Origin of the sequence: Roseofilum capinflatum BLCC-M114 (assembly GCF_030068505.1) — a bacterium.
In the GTDB taxonomy this organism is placed as follows: Bacteria; Cyanobacteriota; Cyanobacteriia; order Cyanobacteriales; family Desertifilaceae; genus Roseofilum; species Roseofilum capinflatum.
The window spans coordinates 64834-82225 of the sequence record NZ_JAQOSO010000101.1 but is presented as its reverse complement, the minus strand read 5'-3'; the positions used below and the strand labels follow the sequence as shown (position 1 = coordinate 82225).

Sequence of the window (17392 nt, the reverse complement as noted above, 5' to 3'; positions counted from 1 at the left end):
ATTATGGAACAATCTTTGATTGATAATGTTTTACAACTGAGTCCTTCAGATAAAATGAGGCTCCTAAATGTTATCTACTCAAGTCTTGAGAACCCAAATGAGGCGATCGATAAAATTTGGTACGATGAAGCAGAGCGTAGACTAGCCGCTTTTGAGTCTGGAAGAGTTAAGGGCATTCCAGCAGCAGAAGTGCTGGGTTATCAATAATGAATGTAATTTTCGATCCCCTCGCAGCTCAAGAGTTTAAATTATTGCCGTGGCTCATAGCTATCGTCAGCCCGATTACTGGGTAGATCGGGTTGAGTCTTGATGTCAATGTGAAGGTGCGATCGCCCCCTCCTGATAAAATAGCTCTGAATCCAAGTTGCACAATAGGCGATCTCAAAAGAATCAAAAATAATAAAAACCCCCTTGCCGATCAAGGGGGATAAAACCTAGGGAATAGCACCAGAACGTGCTATCCGTGAAATTAGGTGAAATTAGGCGATCGCCGCCATTTTCACTTCACTGTTAGCTAATAACTCTTGCAGTTCCTCAGAATCAACAGTTTCCCGTTCCACCAGCATTTGAGCCAACTGGTCAAGAACAGCTCGGTTATTGACTAACACAGCCTTAGCACGGCGATAGGCCTGTTCGACCAAGTTCCGCACCTCATCATCGATCGCCGCCGCCGTTTCTTCCGAGAAGTCCCGCTCGGCAGCAATATCGCGACCCAGGAACATATTCCCTTGCTGGCGACCCAATGCCACAGGGCCCAGGCGATCGCTCATCCCAAACCGAGTCACCATTTGCCGCGCCACTCGCGCCACCTGTTGCAAGTCATTAGACGCACCAGTAGTCACTTCTTCATCACCAAAGACAATCTCTTCAGCCAAACGACCACCCAGAGCCACCGCCATCTGATTTTGCAGATAAGACCGGCTGTATAATCCAGAATCCATGCGGTCTTCACTCGGCGTAAACCAAGTCAAACCTCCCGCACGGCCGCGAGGAATAATACTAATCTTCTGCACTGGGTCATAATCCGGCATCAGAGCGCCCACCAAAGCATGGCCCGCCTCATGATAAGCAACCAGCTCCTTCCGTTTTTCGCTCATCACCCGGTCTTTCTTCTCCGGCCCAGCCAGAACCCGGTCAATGGCATCATTGATTTCATCCATGGAAATCTCAGTTAAATTCCGACGAGCTGCTAAAATCGCCGCTTCATTCAACAGGTTAGACAGATCTGCCCCCGTAAACCCAGGAGAGCGACGAGCAATTTTATCAAGATCCACATCCGGCGATAGGGTCTTACCCTGAGAGTGAACCTTCAGAATTTCCAAGCGTCCCGCATAGTCCGGACGGTCTACCACCACCTGACGGTCAAAGCGACCGGGACGCATCAAAGCCGCATCCAGCACATCGGGACGGTTCGTTGCTGCAATAATGATAATTCCCGTATTGCCTTCAAACCCATCCATTTCCGTCAGGAGCTGGTTTAGGGTTTGTTCCCGCTCATCATTTCCCCCACCGAGACCTGCACCCCGTTGACGACCAACGGCATCAATTTCATCGATAAACACGATACAGGGAGCATTGGCCTTAGCTTGTTCAAACAAGTCGCGGACGCGAGAAGCACCGACTCCAACGAACATTTCCACAAACTCAGACCCAGAGATGGAGAAAAAGGGAACGCCTGCTTCACCCGCAACCGCTTTAGCCAGCAGGGTTTTACCCGTTCCAGGAGGGCCCACTAAGAGGACACCTTTGGGGATTTTAGCGCCCACTGCCGTGAAGCGATCGGCATTTTTCAAGAAGTCTACAACTTCCGTTAACTCTAATTTAGCTTGTTCAATCCCAGCTACATCGCCAAAGGTCACCTGAGTTTGAGGTTCCATTTGCACTCTAGCCTTGGACTTCCCAAAGTTCATCGCCTGAGATCCCGGGCCACTCTGGGCCCGTCTGAGGAGGAAAAACACCCCAACCACCAGCAAAATGGGGATGAACAGACTACTTAAGGCCCGCACCCAAGCCCCATCATCGCTAGGGGGTAAAACTGAGATATCAACATTATTTTGAGTAAGAATGTTGAGTAAGTCTGGATCGTTGGGGAGGTTGACCAGAATTTTATCGCCATTTTCTGCGGTTACTAGCGCTCTGGTACGGTCAGCACTGAGGTTTACCCGCTCTACCTGTCCCGTTTCTACTTCGTCAATCAACTGACTGTAAGGCCAGGTTTGGGTGGGTTGGGGTTGTTGGTCAAACAACGCAGTTCCCAGAGCAATGACGACGATCGCCAGTAAAGCATAGAGTCCCGCATTTCTCCATCGTTTGTTCACGCCGGTTTGATCCTCCTATTGTGTTCTAGGCTATTAGGACGGTTTTGCCTTTGATTATTAATCTTATATTAACTAATATTACGAAACTGTGAACGATCCGCTCAGTCATAGAAACCGGCGATCGGTCTGTATTCCTAGTTTAACGGGGATTGCAGCATTTAAACCATTTCCGAGAATCCGCCATGAATAGGTAGCCTAAGCCAGGAAACCGTGTGGAAAACCCTACCCCGATCCGAACACTAAGGGATGTTCAACCCCAATAGTCAAGTTTGAGAATAAGAGTGATAAAATAGCCAGAAATTTCTGAGAACTCAAAACCATGCTCTCTGTATCTGGCTATAGAACTCCCAACTTACTCTACGAAAGCAGCAACTCAGAAGTCTATCGAGCCATCCGAGAAACTGACGGGCAACCCGTAATTCTTAAACTCCTCAAAGAAGACTATCCCACCCCCTCAGAACTCCGACGCTACAAACAAGAATATGAACTCACCCACTCAACTCACTTAAGCGGAGTCGTAAAAGCCTACGACCTGCAACCCTACAAAAACACCCTAGTTATTATCCTCGAAGACTTCGGGGGAGAATCCTTAAGAACCTGGCAAGAGAACCAACCAGAATTTAACCTCCATCACTCCCTATCCCTATTCATCAAAACAGCCGACAGCCTCGGACAACTCCACGCAGAAAATATCATTCATAAAGACATTAATCCCGCCAACCTCGTCTTTAACCCCCAAACCCAAGAACTCAAAATCATCGACCTCGGTATCTCCACCCAACTGAGCAAAGAAAATCCCCGGCTCAAAAACCCCACCACCCTAGAAGGAACCCTTCCCTACATCTCCCCAGAACAAACCGGGAGAATGAACCGCTCCCTCGACTATCGCACCGACTTTTATTCTCTCGGTGTAACCTTTTACGAACTGCTCACCCACCAACTCCCCTTCACCACCCAAGACGAGCTAGAATTAGTCCACTGTCATATTGCCAGAGAACCGCGATCGGCCACAGAAATTAATCCCCAAATTCCCCCCATTCTCTCCGACATCATCAGCAAACTGATGGCTAAAAATGCCGAAGACCGGTATCAAAGTGCCTGGGGATTAAAAGCCGACCTAGAAACCTGTTTAACCCAACTCGAAAATCAAGGAAAAATAGACCCATTTCCCCTAGGAAGACAAGACCTATCCGACAAATTCCAAATTCCCCAAAAACTCTACGGCAGACAAAACGAAATCGAGCAACTCTTAACCACCTTTGAACAAGTAGACCAGCACAGTCAAATGATGCTCGTAGCCGGTTACTCAGGGATTGGCAAATCTGCCCTCGTCCAAGAAATTTACAAACCCATCACCCAAAGAAAAGGCTACTTTATTTCCGGAAAATTCGACCAATTTCAGCGCAACGTTCCTTATTCAGCCATGGTATCTGCCTTCAAAGGATTTGTACAGCAACTGCTCACCGAAAATCCAGAAAGCTTAGAACAATGGAAAACCAAATTCTTACACGCTCTAGGGGTCAATGGACAAGTAATCATTGATGTCATCCCCGAAATTGAACTCATTATCGGCCCCCAACCCCCCATAGATCAACTAGGGGCAACCGAATCACAAAACCGATTTAACCTAGTCTTTCAAAGTTTTATTCGCTCCTGTTGCAGTCCAGAACATCCCTTAGTCCTCTTTCTAGATGACCTCCAGTGGACAGATGGAGCCACCTTAAAATTAATTGAACTGATCGTGACCGATAAAGATCTGAAGCATTTATTTCTTATTGGTGCTTATCGGGACAATGAAGTAAGTGACCATCACCCTTTGATTTTACTGATCAATAAATTAAAACAAGGGGAAACTTTTATTGAGCAAGTGACCTTGACTAATCTCGATCTTGAAGATGTTAATCATCTCCTACAAGATACACTAAAAACAGCAGTTCATCAAGTGCATACATTAGGAGAACTAATCGTAAGCAAAACCGGAGGTAACCCTTTCTTTGTTAATCAATTTCTCAGTGATTTAGATACAGAAAACTTTATCACATTTGACTATAATCAGCAAGCTTGGACATGGGACTTACAGCAAATTTCTAGCCAAGACATCACCGATAATGTAGTTGAATTGATGATTCGTAAATTAAGGAAGTTACCCCTCAAGACTCAGGAAGCCTTAAAACTAGCCGCCTGTATCGGAGCAAACTTTGATTTACAGACCCTATCCATTGTAGCTGAAGAGTCAAAACAGATTTTGTTTACCGATTTAGTTACTGCTGTTCAATCAGAACTTATTCTCTCCTTATCAGATTTAGATGATGATTTACTGATTCAAGAGTACCGTTTCTTGCATGACCGAGTACAACAAGCTGCTTATGAACTAATCCCTCAAGAAAACAAACAACTCATTCATCTCAAGATTGGACAACTCTTACTTCATAATACCTCAGCAGAAGAACAAGAAGAACGATTATTTGATATTGTCGGCCATTTAAATATTGGTCTAGAAAAAATTATTGATAAAAAAGAGAAAATAGAGGTTATTCAGTTAAATCTAAAAGCTGGACAGAGAGCAAAATTAGCCACTGCATATGAAGGCGCTTTAGAATATTTAAATTTAGGAATTAACGCTTTAGATGACAACCCTTGGACAGAACATTATTCCCTGACGTTTGCTCTTCATAAAGAACGATGCGAAGTTGAGTATTTATGTGGGAATTTTCAGCAAGCTCAGAATTGGGCATATAGAACATTAGAACAGACCCAATCTATTTTAGAAAAATGTGAGATTTATGGGATATTGACCCTTCAAAATTGCATGTTAGGTCAGTATACTCAAGCCTTCATAGAAGCGAGGAAAGGTTTAGAGTTATTGGGAGTATATTTTCCAGAAAGTCAAGCCTCACCAGAAGAGTTGAAAGCTGCTCTCCAGATTGAAGTGGATTTAGTTAATCAACACTTAGAAACTCATTCAGCACTTTCATTAAAAGATGCCCCAGAAATTCAAGACCCAGAAAAAAGAATGATCGGGACACTTCTATGTCATAGCTTACCCGCCACTTTTTTCAATCATCAACTCATGTGGAGAATCGTGATTGCCAAATCGGTTAATTTATTCTTTAGTTATGGTGTAATTGTGGAATCAACCTGCTGTTTGGGCAGTTATGCCATGTTTCTCGCATCAGATTTAGAAGATTATGCCCTATCCTATAAGTTTGGCGAGGCAGGGGTGAAAGTGGGTGAGCGATTTGGCCATGGTGGTTTTAAGTGTCAAGCCCTGCATTTATTTGCCACTTATGTCAATGGTTGGAATAAACCGTTAGCCTCTACCAATATCCTGAATCATCAAGCATTTACTGCGGGCTTAGAATCTGGTGATTTTCTCTTTTCTGGATATACCTTAATGATGGACTGGGTAAATTTGTTTTGTCAAGGGAAGACGTTTGACCAGATAGAGAAAACCTTAGAGACTTATTTATCTTTTACAGAAGACCGGGGGAATCGAGTTGCTTATGATTTATTATTGGGCTGTTATTTAGCGTTTTATAACCTAACTGGCTCAAGTTCAGAGATTACAGTATTTGATACCCCTCGCAAGACAGAGGAAGATTATGTGCAAGATTGCTTGCAGTATAACAGTTATATGGGGTTGTGTTATTTTTATATTTTCAAGGCCCAAACCCTTTATCTTTATGAGCAATATAGTCAGGCTCTTGAAGTTTGCCAACAAGCGAATGAACGATTAACGTTTATTTCCATTAGCCTTGGTGTGGCACAGCAAAATCTTTATCACTCCTTGACTTTCTTGGCTTTATACCCTACAGCAGATCCGAATAACCAAATGGATTATCTGGAAAAGGTCAAGCAAAATCAAGTACGGATGAAAAGATGGGCAGATAATTGTCCAGAGAATTTTTTGAATAAGTTTTTATTAGTGGAAGCTGAACTCGCTCGCTGTACAGGAAAGGTGTTAGAAGTGATGAATGGTTATGACCGCAGTATTCAACTGGCGAAAGAGAATGGCTTGATTCAAGAAGAAGCTCTTGCGAATGAGTTGGCCGGTAAGTTTTACTTGGAGTTAGACAAGCCTCAATTTGCTTCTTTGTATCTTCAACAAGCTCACTATCTCTATAGTCTATGGGGCGCTCAGGCAAAAGTGGGGCAACTTGAAGAAAGATATCCGGAACTTTTTGATTTAGGATTATCGAAGCAGAGTCAAATGAAGAATACGGTGGCTGTAACGCGAACTTCTAGTGGAAAAGATTCTAATGTTAGCTTGGATTTATCGACAGTAATGAAGGCAAATCAGGCGATTTCTGGGGAGATTGTCTTGGAAAATTTAATGAGTGCTTTGATGTATATCATTCTCCAGAATGCGGGGGGGCAAACGGGATATTTGTTGATTTCCGATCGGGATGAGTTAATAATTGAAGCGTCTAAAATTGTTGATTCTAGTCCAATTGAGGTTTTACAAGCTATCCCGGTAGAAGAGTATGAAAAGATCCCGAAAACAGTGATTAATTATGTATGCCGAACTCAGGAAAGTGTGGTGCTTAATGATGCGTCTAACAGGGGTAATTTTATGAACGATCCCTATATCCAAGATGAGCGGCCAAAATCTATTCTGTGTGTTCCTCTGATTAATCAAGGAAAATTGGTGAGTATTGTCTATCTGGAGAATAATCTGACAACGGGTGCATTTACGGCTAATCGAGTAGAGATGATTAGGCTGTTGTCGGGACAAGCGGCTATTGCTTTAGAAAATGCTTATATTTATCAGAATCTAGAGAAAAAGGTTCAGGAACGGACAGCAGAGTTGGCTATAGCGAATCAAGAAATTGGTGTTTTAAATGAAAAATTGAAGGCAGAAAATTTGCGATTAAGCTCGGAGTTGGATGTGGCGAAAAAGCTCCAGCAGATGGTGCTACCAAAAGCGGAAGAGTTGGAGGATATTATTGGTTTGGAAATTGCTGGATATATGGAACCGGCTGATGAGGTGGGAGGAGATTATTATGATGTTCTCAAACAAGGGGAGCGGCTAAAAATCGGGATTGGGGATGTGACGGGACATGGCTTAGAAAGTGGGGTGTTGATGCTGATGGCTCAAACGGCGATTCGCACGTTGCAGAAGGTGAATGAAACCGATCCGGTGCGGTTTTTAGATTTGTTGAATCAGACATTGTATGATAATTTGCAACGGATGAACAGTGATAAAAATATGACGTTGGCAATTTTGGATTATCACGAGGGGAGGGTGCAACTGAGCGGTCAACATGAGGAGGCGATCGTGGTTCGCTCTAATGGCGAGATCGAGTTGATTGATACGATGGATTTGGGATTCCCTATTGGACTAGATGACCAAATTGCCGCTTTTATTAGTCAACAGGATATTCATTTAAATGCTGAGGATGTAATGGTACTGTATACGGATGGGATTACGGAAGCGGCAAATGGGGGGAAGGATCAATATGGGTTAGAGCGTTTATGTAATGTGGTGATACAACATCGACAACAATCAGCCTATGAGATTCGGGAGAGGGTGATTGAGGATGTGCGGGGGTTTATTGGGGATTATAAGGTGTTTGATGATATTACTTTGGTGGTGTTGAAGCAACGATGAAGAAGTCTGAACATCCGATCGCCCTGGAAAGCTTTGCTACGATCGATCGCGAAATTGGCCCCCATAGTTTAAATGACCAGGAATATGCGATCGCCCGCCGCATCATTCACACCACCGCCGACTTTGAGTTTAAGGACTTGCTCTGGTTTAGTCCAACGGCGATTGAGTCGGGTATCGAGGCTCTGCGCCAACAGTCTCCCATTATTACCGATGTCTCCATGGTGAACATGGGAATTCGCAATTTAGTCGCTCAAACCTTTAATAATCCTCTGTTTATCGCTGTGGAAGCAGCACCGGAAGCAGAACCAGGAAAAACCCGCACAGAGACCGGAATGCTCCAGTTAGCCCGTCAGTTTCCCAATGCCATTTTTGCGATCGGAAACGCGCCCACGGCTCTCCTAGCCCTGTGTGAGGCGATCGCACAGGGGAGGGTGCAGCCTGCCCTCGTGATTGGCGCTCCGGTGGGGTTTGTGTCGGTGGTCGAATCCAAATCTCGTTTAAGGCAGTTGGCGGTTCCCCAAATTGGGATCAAGGGGCGCAAGGGGGGATCGCCCGTGGCGGCAGCGATTGTTAATGCTTTGATCCATCTAGCTTAGGGGAATGAATGAATCCAATTCATGTGGTGGGTATTGGCTTGGAGGGGGCGGCTGGACTCTCAGGAGCGGTGCAAGAGATAATTGAGGGCGCAACTCTATTGGTAGGGAGCGATCGCCACTTAGCCTATTTTCCCCAACACCCTGCCCAGCGTCTCACCTTAAGCGACATCTCCCAAACCCTGCACCAGGTGAAAGAGCGTCTCAGCTCAGAAACCATCGTTATTCTGGTGTCCGGTGACCCCCTGTTTTTTGGTTTAGGGCGACTGCTGCTCACTTATTTTCCGCCAGAGCAGCTCTGTTTTCATCCCCATGTCAGTTCCGTGCAACTCGCCTTTAGTCGGGTGAAAGTGCCTTGGCAAGGGGCAAGTATTATTAGTATCCATGGTCGAGATTTCGATGAATTGGTGACAGCGCTACAAAAAGGCGCATCTCCCATCGCCGTGTTAACCGATCCCCTCCATGCTCCAGGGGCGATCGCCCGGTTACTCTTGAATTTAGATTTACCGACCCATTATCAGTTTTGGGTGTGCGAAAACCTAGGGGGAACCGATGAACAGATCCATCACTTATCGGCTCAAGAAGCCTTGAGGCGGACGTTTGCGCCCCTGAATATTGTCATCCTGGTACAGAAACCCCAAGATAGCGCTATCGATCTAAACACCTTACCCGCTCTCGGTATCCCCGATCGCCACTTCCACAGTTTCGGCGATCGACCCGGTTTAATCACCAAGCGGGAGATCCGTCTGCTCATCCTGGGCGAATTGGAGCTACAACCCAAGCAAACCATCTGGGATATTGGCGCGGGAACCGGTTCCGTCTCCATGGAAATCGGCCGGTTAGTCCCCACTGCCTACGTTTATGCCATCGAAAAAACGGCGGCTGGAATCCAACTGATTCAAAAGAATGCCCAGCGCTTTCGGATTTCTAATGTAGTCTCCATTCAAGGCAAAGCACCCGATATTCTCCGCCAAATTCCTGCCCCTCACCGAGTATTTATTGGCGGCACTGGGGAAGCTTTGCAAGGAATTTTAGCCTGTTGTTTAGCCACCTTGTTACCAGGGGGTAAAATAGTGATGGCCCTGGCTACCTTGGAACATTGGCAAGAGGCGATCGCCTGGATTCATCGCCACCAATTGACCTATCGGGTGCTACAAGTTCAGGTTTCTCGGTCGCTTCCCGTGGGCCGATTTACCCGTTTTGCCCCTCTCAATCCCGTCATTCTCTTGACCATTGAACCATTTAACTCAACCCCCAGGGGGGGATATTAATCCCAGAATTAAACCCGTCATTGCCAAAATTAAAATGCCCACTAGACCGCTCAAGGGTTGTCCGTCGATACCGGTTACCCATTCGGGCCAGGGGCGATCGGATTTTGGCCTTAAAATTTGGGTTGTATCTAAACTGATTAACCCCCAGATCCAACCCCCATGAAGTCCCCAAGCTAACCCCAAACTCCCCCCATCAACCCAACGGGCCAGCACTAAAATTAGGCCCATTAGGGCCAGGCCAGGGAGTTGGATTAAACTGCCCTTAACATCCCAAATCAGATGGGAGAGAGCAAAGATTAAACTCGAAAGGATTGCCGCCCAGAGCTGACCCATATCCCCTTGCAGTTGGGTGAGCAAAAATCCCCGGAATACACTTTCTTCTATGGCACTGATCCACAGACTCAACCCTAAAATTGAGCCTAAAATCTGGGGGAAAGAAGAGTTGACTTCTTCCGGTTTCCATGTTAAGTTTCCCCAGGCGACTTGTACACCATAGGCAATGAATAGGGTCAGTAGGCTGAGAGCTAGACCAGCCATTAACGAGAGAAAAATCGGCCGATCTAGACTCAGACCATAGTCAGAAAGGGGTCGCTTTTCTATCCAAACCACTGCCCCTAACAGCAGGGGAACCAAGAGGTATAGGGGCATCAGCAAGGACAGTTTTTGTTGGGGAGTTAAGGGATGGGGAGGATGCCATTGCAGACGGCGAGCCACAGGAATGGCGATCGGTAACCACAGAACTACCCACAAGACAAAAAAAGCAAGACTGTTGAGAATTCCTGAACTGGGTAGACGGTGAAATAACCAGCTAGAGATGAATGCAGAAAACATGGCCCCCGATCCAGACGCAGATGCTCTCAGTGTAGTCTTTCGTCTGGACTTTGGCTAGGGTTAATCCGCTTCAGAGCCATTTTTATCATCCTCATCCACTTGAATCAAGTGAATGTGTTTATAGCCCAATTTAATCTCAAATTCATCCCCTTTCTTTAGACCCATAGATTCCGTATAGGTAGAACCAATCACAATTTGGCCATTTTTATGGACACTAACGCGATAGGTTGGCTCTCGTCCCCGGCCATCCTTAGATTTACCCGGCTCAAGCTCGATCCCTCTAGCTGCTAATACCGCATCATAGAATTCAGCCAAATTGACCCGGATATCGTCTTCATCTTTTTTCGTATAGTAGCCACACTTTTTCGCCCTTTCTCTACGGGAGAGATGGGTGAGTTCCTTGACTTTTTGAAGCAGGGCTTTCCCCGTTAAGGGTGCTTCAGGAAGTTGTAAATCCTTTTGGCTCATTTGAATACCCTAATTTTCGGTGGACTTGAACAACACAGACAACATTTTAGAGCTATAACCACACTACCCTGAAGAAACTTGCTTCAGAGTTGCTGGAGTTCACTCTTAGGTTGGTCTAAGTCAGCTTTTTCCTGACAGACTTAACAATTATATTACACAATCATACTAAATTTTTGTAGTTTTTTTATTTTTTTCAGGGTTTGGGTAAAGAATTCGTTTAGGCTTTCTTGAACCTTTTAGGATTATGCTCCCTGTCCCTGTTGCTTAAATAGGAAAAAAGGGGGGTCAACGATAAGAAGATGGGATAAAACCCAAGTAGGATTAAACGGTCTCAAGCCCCATCGAGATTGATCGATCGCCCAACTCTCTCCCTTGTAAGTGAATCAGAACCAGGAAGCAAAGGTAGAATGATAAAGTCATGCCTTGACATCCTCAGTCAAACCTCTAAAGTCATGGAAGTTGTTTTTCAGATCATTCGGCAAGAGCAAAAGAGCGCCCCAAGGGTTCAACATTACACCTTGGATGTCGATCCGAGCGAGACCATCTTAAGTTGCCTCAACCGCATTAAGTGGGAAGTTGATGGCACTCTGGCCTTCCGCAAAAATTGTCGCAATACCATCTGTGGTAGTTGTGGAATGCGGATTAATGGACGTTCAGCTCTGGCTTGTAAAGAAAATGTGGCCAGTGAACTCGAAGCCACTGCATCAGGGGATTCCCCTCCTACCATTACCATTGCTCCTTTGGGGAATTTCCCAGTGATTAAGGATTTGGTGGTGGATATGCAATCGTTTTGGGATAACCTGGAAAAGGTCGATCCCTATGTGAGTACCGCCTCTAGATCGATTCCAGAACGGGAGTTTTTGCAATCTCCTGAAGTGCGATCGCAACTGGAGAAAACCGGTAACTGTATTCTCTGTGGTGCTTGTTACTCTGAATGTAATGCCGTGGAAGTGAACCCGGATTTTGTTGGCCCCCATGCCTTGGCTAAGGCCTATCGTATGGTAGCCGATAACCGGGATAGTCAAACTTCAGAGCGATTAGACCAATATAATGATGCCACTCGTGGCGTTTGGGCCTGCACCCGATGTCTCTATTGTGATACGGTTTGTCCCATGGAAGTCGATCCTTTAGAGCAAATTAGCAAAATTAAAGGGGAAATTCTCGATCGCCATACCGCCCAATCGAGTCGCCCCATCCGCCATCGTAAAATTCTGGTAGATATGGTTAAAGAGGGCGGTTGGGTGGATGAACGCCAATTTGCCCTCAAGGTTGTAGGTAATGCCTTTCGAGACCTCAAAGGCCTGTTGAGTCTGGCTCCCGTGGGCCTAAGATTGTTAGCACGCAGTAAGTTCCCCTTTACGTTTGAGCCTTCTGAAGGTACAGATGAAGTGCGATCGCTCATTGAAGCGGTTAAAACCTTAGAATCCTCAACAGATTAACCCCTTTTGGAGACGTTTTATGAGTTCTGAAGACATGCCAGAATCTACCCCCGAATCTACTACACCAGAATCACCCCCAGAATCGCCTAAACCAGAGCCTAACCCTTCCGAACCCTCCTTTGGCTGGACAACCTATGCCGAACAACTCAATGGTCGCTTTGCCATGATCGGTATTATTCTCCTCCTAATTCTAGAATTCGTCAGTCAACAAACCTTCTTTGAGTGGATTGGCTGGCAGTAAGGTGAGAATGGGGAGATAGGAAGGATCGCCCATTCCCCATTCCCCATTCCCTATTCCCCATTCCCTATTCCCCATTCCCTATTCCCTATTCCCCATTCCCCATTCCCTATTCCCCATTACTCGATCCTCTCTCCCCGACGGTTGTAGACGAAAATATCCCATTGCCCCTTGGCATTGGCTTCAAAGACGATTCGAGACCCATCGGCATTTAACATGGGATTTTGGACTTGTGTATTCAAATCACCTGTTAAATTCCGTAATTGTCGCAGAGAGCGATCGTAGAGATAGATATCGGTTTCCCCCTGACGATTACCAGCAAACACGATGTAGCGACCATCTACAGAAACATCTGGATGAGAAGCAATCATATCCAAAGAATTAAGACCCGGTAGATCGATGAGGCGGCGATCGACTAAATCATACAGATAAATATCTTGACTGAAGCCGCGATCGGAAGCAAACACCAGATAGCGACCGGCTACATGGGGGTCAGATTCACTATAGGCACTATTGAGACTTTTACCATTAGGATCGTAGGGTTCCGCCAGCACTTGAGGATAACTACACCCCATCAAGTTACCGAGAACCACCAGCATAGAGAACCAAAAAACAGTTGGCCCTTTCTTCTTACCCATTACTCATTACCTATTACCTACGATGTTGCCCTCTCCCTATATCCCTCTCCCCTGGGAGAGGGACTTTTCCCCCTTCTCCCTTCGACTTCGCTCCCTTCGACTTCGCTCCCTTCGACTTCGCTCAGGGCAAGCAGGGCAAGCAGGGCAAGCAGGGCAAGCAGGGCAAGCAGGGCAGCGCCTGGGGGAGAAGGGGGTAGGGGGATGAGGGAAAATTCTGGACAACTCATGGGACACTATACCGGCCCATCGGGAATATCGAGTTCAATATTGGGGCCGCGATCGATCACTTCCACATCCCATTGCCCCCGACGATCCGTTTCAAACACCACATACCGGCCATCTGGGCTAATGCTAGGATTGCGTACCCAACCCGGATAAGCTAAGGTTAGCGCTTCTTGTCGTTTAGTGACGCGATCGTAAAGAATAATTTCTGGTTTGCCGCGAATACTACTCAGGTAGACAATGTAGCGGGCATTGTAGCTAATACTGGGAGATTCGATGATGGCGTTGGGTTGATTGAGCCGAGGAAGTTGGACAAATTGACGTTGGCTCAGATGATAGAGATAGATTTGTTGACGGCGATCGCGGTTAGAGACAAACGCCACATACTGACCGCTACCACTGACGGCCGGTTGTTCATCCCGATAGCGACTATTAATTGCCTGGGGGCCGAGGGGAACCTCTACCTGGTTGCATCCCCCCAGAAGAACAACCCAGACTCCTAAACTGAGCAGGATGACCTGGCTTAACCGAGAGCCACCGGCCATAGTTGATTCACTCCCTAATAATCAAAATTCCCCGGTTGATCGTTGGGGCGATCGCTGCTTAAGTCATCAAGTGGCTCAAAATCCACATAATCTTCCCTGGGCGGTTCGGGTTCCCGGCGATCGCCATACCCAGCATTATCGCTCTCTGGAGGTCGAGGGCGACGGGGGGGTTCAGACGGGGGGCGAGACTCTCGCGACTCTGGAGACCGACCATAGGAGCGATCGTCATCATCCATTGGCCCATAGGGATCTTCATATCCCATTGACCGATAACTCGACGTTTCCCAATCCTCAGAACCTCTACTGGTCGTTGATGCAGGACGGCGCGACGATCTACGTCCAGAACTAGAAGAGGTGGCTGAAGGGCGTGAACTGCTCCGTCGGCGACTCGATGAAGAGCGTCGGGGATAATCCTCCTCATAACGGTCTTCATAGCGATCGCCTTGACCATAGCGGTCTTCCTTCGTACCAATCATCCGCCGGGGACGCGGTTCCTCCTCCGGCTCCAACTGATCCAACCGAGGATCGTAATTATCATACCCATCATAAGTATAAGCCCGGCTCACCGGCCGATCCTCATCCACAATTGGCGTATTTTGCTTCGCCCGCGAGGTCGCCAAACCCCTTAAGCGAATACTTTCCACCGCAAAAAAAATCGCCGATCCCGTCAACAGAAACTGACCAAACGTTAAGATCGGATCGAGTCGCCATCCTTGAAAAAACAGGATACCACCACTGAGAACCGCCACCGCCATGAAAAAAATATCATGATCTCGTGCCAGTTCTGGGCGAACAGACCGGAGAAAATACAACCCAGCGCCGGCCCCAAACAGGACAACGCCCAACATTGCCCCTGGGTTGAGTCCAATATTGACCATGACTTGCCTACTCCACGAAACTGAACTATAGCGCTGTGCGCTGGTAATAGATCGATCAAGATCTCATCAGGATCTCAGATGTACTCCCTAGAAAAATTTTACCGCAAACCCTTGAGACTCAGTGATATAACCAAACCCAAGGATCTGCGGCTTAAAATTGGCTCTGATTCCTTAAGAGCGCTGGATTTTGTCCCGTTGACTAATAAAGATTAAAGCAACGGTTGCCGGAATGACCACAATTGCGCCACCCCAGACCAGGCTCCACAAAAAATTGGCTAAAGAAGGAGTCATAGATCCTCACGCAAGATTACTAAAAGATTTACTTTTCGTCTAATTCTAACAGGAATGAGTTGACATGGAGACAAAAAACTGGAGGTTATTCGGCAATCGGCAGAGGAGCAAGTTGCGGTTGCAGGTCTAAGGCGCGACAGTAACATAGGCTGGCTTCAGTGATTTTGCTCGTATGACTATGAAATTGCCTTCTCATCTCACACTCAAGCGATCGAAATCTTAGAAGCGCTTCGCACGGCAGAAGGGTAATAGGAAAACCATTTTTCACGCTATAATGCCTATTTTCCAGGATTTTTATAGGAATGCACTTTCACCAATCTTAAATATATCAATATCATTTTAAGGTTCCTGAAGTTGATCAAATAATCATTATGACCCTTGCCCGTTCTAGTCCTTTCTATCTTGATGTGATTCCCATGCGTCTGCCGGATGCAGACCCGGAATTACTGGAAAATGACCCCTTAGCGCCGGAAGGTATTCCTTTAATGCTAGTTCCGGGAGAACCCAGTCAGCTTATGGTAAAGTTGGGGAACCCTGGAGAACAACCCTTAGATGTGACCCTGGAAGTTCGGGGGAATTTTCCCCAAGCTTGGTATTCTTGCGAACAAGAACATCCTCAAATTGCTCCGGGAACGACCCAAGATATTGTGCTGGAATTTCAAGCGCCGGATGATTTTTTTGAAGCGTTTCTAGCCCTAAGAGAAAATTCGAGTTTACGGATTAATTATCGGGGGCGGCTTCAGGTGTATGGGGCGGTTCCGGGAACAGCGAGCCAATTGATTGATGTGGCGGATCTTAATTTTTATGTGCGTCCCCAATCTAAGTATTTAGACTTTTTGCCCCAAATCTATCGGGAAGTGGATTTTGTGGGTAGGTTTTTGAAGATTATTGAGGAAACGTTTAATCCGGATGTGCAGACGATGGGCAGTTTATATGCCTATCTCGATCCGTTGACGGCTCCTGAATCGATGATTCCGTTTCTAGCTCATTGGGTGGGTTGGGAATTGCAGTCTTATTTGAGTTTAGATCAACAGAGGTTATTAATTCGCCGCGCCCTAGAGATTTATCGCTGGCGGGGCACTCGCAGAGGGTTGCGATTGTATTTACATTTGGCTACGGGTTTACCTCTAGATGAGGAGGTGGAACGGGAGGAAGATAAACATATTGCTATTTTGGAAACGTTTAGCCAAGGCCTGGTTTTGGGCAATTCGATCTTAGGACAAGATGCCCTGTTGGGGGGCGGGCAACCGTTCCATTTTCGGGTACATTTGCGACCTGAATCTCCGGGGTCGGTGGATGAGGCTTTGGTGCGTCAGGTGATTGAACAGCAAAAACCGGCGTTTTGTACCTATGAGTTACAAATGGGTTAGAACTATGCCAACAGAAATGAGCGTTTGAATCTCCAGGATGAGAGAATCAGAATATGGTACACCTATCATTGAAACCATTAACCTTAGCCGAGTTTCTGGAGTTACCAGAAACTAAGCCAGCGAGGGAATATATAGAGGGTGAAATTATCCAGAAACCCATGCCGAAAGGAAAACATAGCGTGATTCAGGGCGAATTACTGTTTGCTATTAATCGAAGGGTTAAACCCCAGCGTATTGCCCAGGCATTTCCGGAGCTGCGATGTACATTTGGCGATCGCTCCATTGTTCCCGATCTCTGCGTGTTCACTTGGGATCGGATTCCTACGGATGAAGAGGGGCAAATTGCGGATTTATTCGCTCTAGCTCCAGACTGGACGATTGAAATTTTATCCCCCGATCAAAGTTCGACTAAAGTTACGAAAAATATTCTCTATTGTCTCAAGCAGGGGAGCCAAATGGGGTGGTTGATTGACCCCCAAGAGCAAACCCTATTGGTTTACACTCGCAAACAAGAGATAGAAGTCTACGATCGACCAGATGATCGGCTGCCTGTACCGGATTTCGCGGCTGAATTAGAATTAACGATTGGGGATTTATTTGGCTGGTTAAGGAAGACATAAAACCCTGCTCACCTGGGCTTACTTTACTCCGGTAAAGATGGAAAACTTTGTGTTATTTT

At 46.4% G+C, this 17392-nt stretch carries 16 protein-coding genes; 8 read left to right on the top strand and 8 right to left on the bottom strand.

Annotated features, from left to right (window positions below):
• The first annotated feature begins 3 nt into the window (after positions 1-3).
• Positions 4-207, top strand: coding sequence for an addiction module protein (locus PMG25_RS19390; RefSeq protein ID WP_283768544.1), 204 nt, complete (start codon positions 4-6; stop codon positions 205-207).
• A gap of 272 nt (positions 208-479) precedes the next feature.
• Here PMG25_RS19390 and ftsH3 read toward each other — a convergent pair whose 3' ends face one another.
• Positions 480-2318 (bottom strand): ATP-dependent zinc metalloprotease FtsH3, encoded by a 1839-nt coding sequence (gene ftsH3 / locus PMG25_RS19385; RefSeq protein ID WP_283768543.1) that lies wholly within the window; start codon positions 2316-2318, stop codon positions 480-482.
• 319 nt (positions 2319-2637) lie between these two features.
• Between ftsH3 and PMG25_RS19380 the strand changes: the two genes are divergently transcribed.
• From PMG25_RS19380 to cbiE, 3 genes are read left to right on the top strand one after another with little or no spacing between them, the layout of a single operon-like run.
• Positions 2638-7929 carry an AAA family ATPase gene (locus PMG25_RS19380; protein ID WP_283768542.1) on the top strand — a complete coding sequence of 1764 codons (5292 nt, stop codon included), beginning with the start codon at positions 2638-2640 and terminating at the stop codon, positions 7927-7929.
• The gene (locus PMG25_RS19375; RefSeq protein ID WP_283768541.1) at positions 7926-8525 is read left to right on the top strand and encodes a cobalt-precorrin-8X methylmutase; all 600 of its coding nucleotides are present in this window, start codon (positions 7926-7928) and stop codon (positions 8523-8525) included. The genes PMG25_RS19380 and PMG25_RS19375 overlap by 4 nt, the downstream gene beginning before the upstream one ends.
• A gap of 8 nt (positions 8526-8533) precedes the next feature.
• Positions 8534-9793 (top strand): precorrin-6y C5,15-methyltransferase (decarboxylating) subunit CbiE, encoded by a 1260-nt coding sequence (cbiE, locus tag PMG25_RS19370; RefSeq protein ID WP_283768540.1) that lies wholly within the window; start codon positions 8534-8536, stop codon positions 9791-9793.
• Here the strand turns inward: cbiE and PMG25_RS19365 are convergent.
• Both PMG25_RS19365 and PMG25_RS19360 read right to left on the bottom strand, forming a co-directional pair.
• Entirely contained in the window at positions 9770-10624 is an 855-nt protein-coding gene (locus PMG25_RS19365; protein ID WP_283768539.1) for a CPBP family intramembrane glutamic endopeptidase, read from the bottom strand. The two genes, cbiE and PMG25_RS19365, sit on opposite strands and share 24 nt — an antisense overlap.
• Positions 10625-10684: 60 nt before the next feature.
• On the bottom strand, positions 10685-11092 hold the full coding sequence (locus PMG25_RS19360; RefSeq protein WP_283768538.1) for an AbrB family transcriptional regulator: 408 nt from the start codon (positions 11090-11092) through the stop codon (positions 10685-10687).
• 452 nt (positions 11093-11544) lie between these two features.
• Here PMG25_RS19360 and PMG25_RS19355 point away from each other — a divergent pair, with 452 nt between their 5' ends.
• Together PMG25_RS19355 and PMG25_RS19350 are read left to right on the top strand one after the other, a co-directional pair.
• A complete protein-coding gene (locus tag PMG25_RS19355; protein ID WP_283768537.1) occupies positions 11545-12531 on the top strand; it encodes a succinate dehydrogenase/fumarate reductase iron-sulfur subunit in 987 nt (328 codons plus the stop codon).
• A 19-nt stretch (positions 12532-12550) separates the two neighbouring features.
• Complete coding sequence (locus PMG25_RS19350; protein ID WP_283768536.1) at positions 12551-12772, top strand: hypothetical protein; 222 nt, start codon at positions 12551-12553, stop codon at positions 12770-12772.
• A gap of 116 nt (positions 12773-12888) precedes the next feature.
• On the opposite strand, the gene PMG25_RS19345 is transcribed toward PMG25_RS19350, so the two are convergent.
• From PMG25_RS19345 to psbX, 5 genes are all read right to left on the bottom strand, one after another.
• Positions 12889-13407 carry a TolB family protein gene (locus PMG25_RS19345; RefSeq protein WP_283768535.1) on the bottom strand — a complete coding sequence of 173 codons (519 nt, stop codon included), beginning with the start codon at positions 13405-13407 and terminating at the stop codon, positions 12889-12891.
• Between the two features lie 17 nt (positions 13408-13424).
• Positions 13425-13634 carry a hypothetical protein gene (locus tag PMG25_RS19340; protein ID WP_283768534.1) on the bottom strand — a complete coding sequence of 70 codons (210 nt, stop codon included), beginning with the start codon at positions 13632-13634 and terminating at the stop codon, positions 13425-13427.
• A gap of 6 nt (positions 13635-13640) precedes the next feature.
• Positions 13641-14174: a TolB family protein gene (locus tag PMG25_RS19335; protein WP_283768533.1), complete on the bottom strand. Its 534-nt coding sequence runs from the start codon at positions 14172-14174 to the stop codon at positions 13641-13643.
• A 14-nt stretch (positions 14175-14188) separates the two neighbouring features.
• Positions 14189-15052: a Ycf66 family protein gene (locus tag PMG25_RS19330; protein WP_283768532.1), complete on the bottom strand. Its 864-nt coding sequence runs from the start codon at positions 15050-15052 to the stop codon at positions 14189-14191.
• Between the two features lie 171 nt (positions 15053-15223).
• Positions 15224-15343: a photosystem II reaction center X protein gene (gene psbX / locus PMG25_RS19325; protein ID WP_283752626.1), complete on the bottom strand. Its 120-nt coding sequence runs from the start codon at positions 15341-15343 to the stop codon at positions 15224-15226.
• A 371-nt stretch (positions 15344-15714) separates the two neighbouring features.
• Here psbX and PMG25_RS19320 point away from each other — a divergent pair, with 371 nt between their 5' ends.
• Together PMG25_RS19320 and PMG25_RS19315 are read left to right on the top strand one after the other, a co-directional pair.
• Positions 15715-16713, top strand: coding sequence for a phage tail protein (locus PMG25_RS19320; protein ID WP_283768531.1), 999 nt, complete (start codon positions 15715-15717; stop codon positions 16711-16713).
• 53 nt (positions 16714-16766) lie between these two features.
• Complete coding sequence (locus PMG25_RS19315) at positions 16767-17333, top strand: Uma2 family endonuclease (RefSeq protein ID WP_283768530.1); 567 nt, start codon at positions 16767-16769, stop codon at positions 17331-17333.
• Positions 17334-17392: the final 59 nt, after the last annotated feature.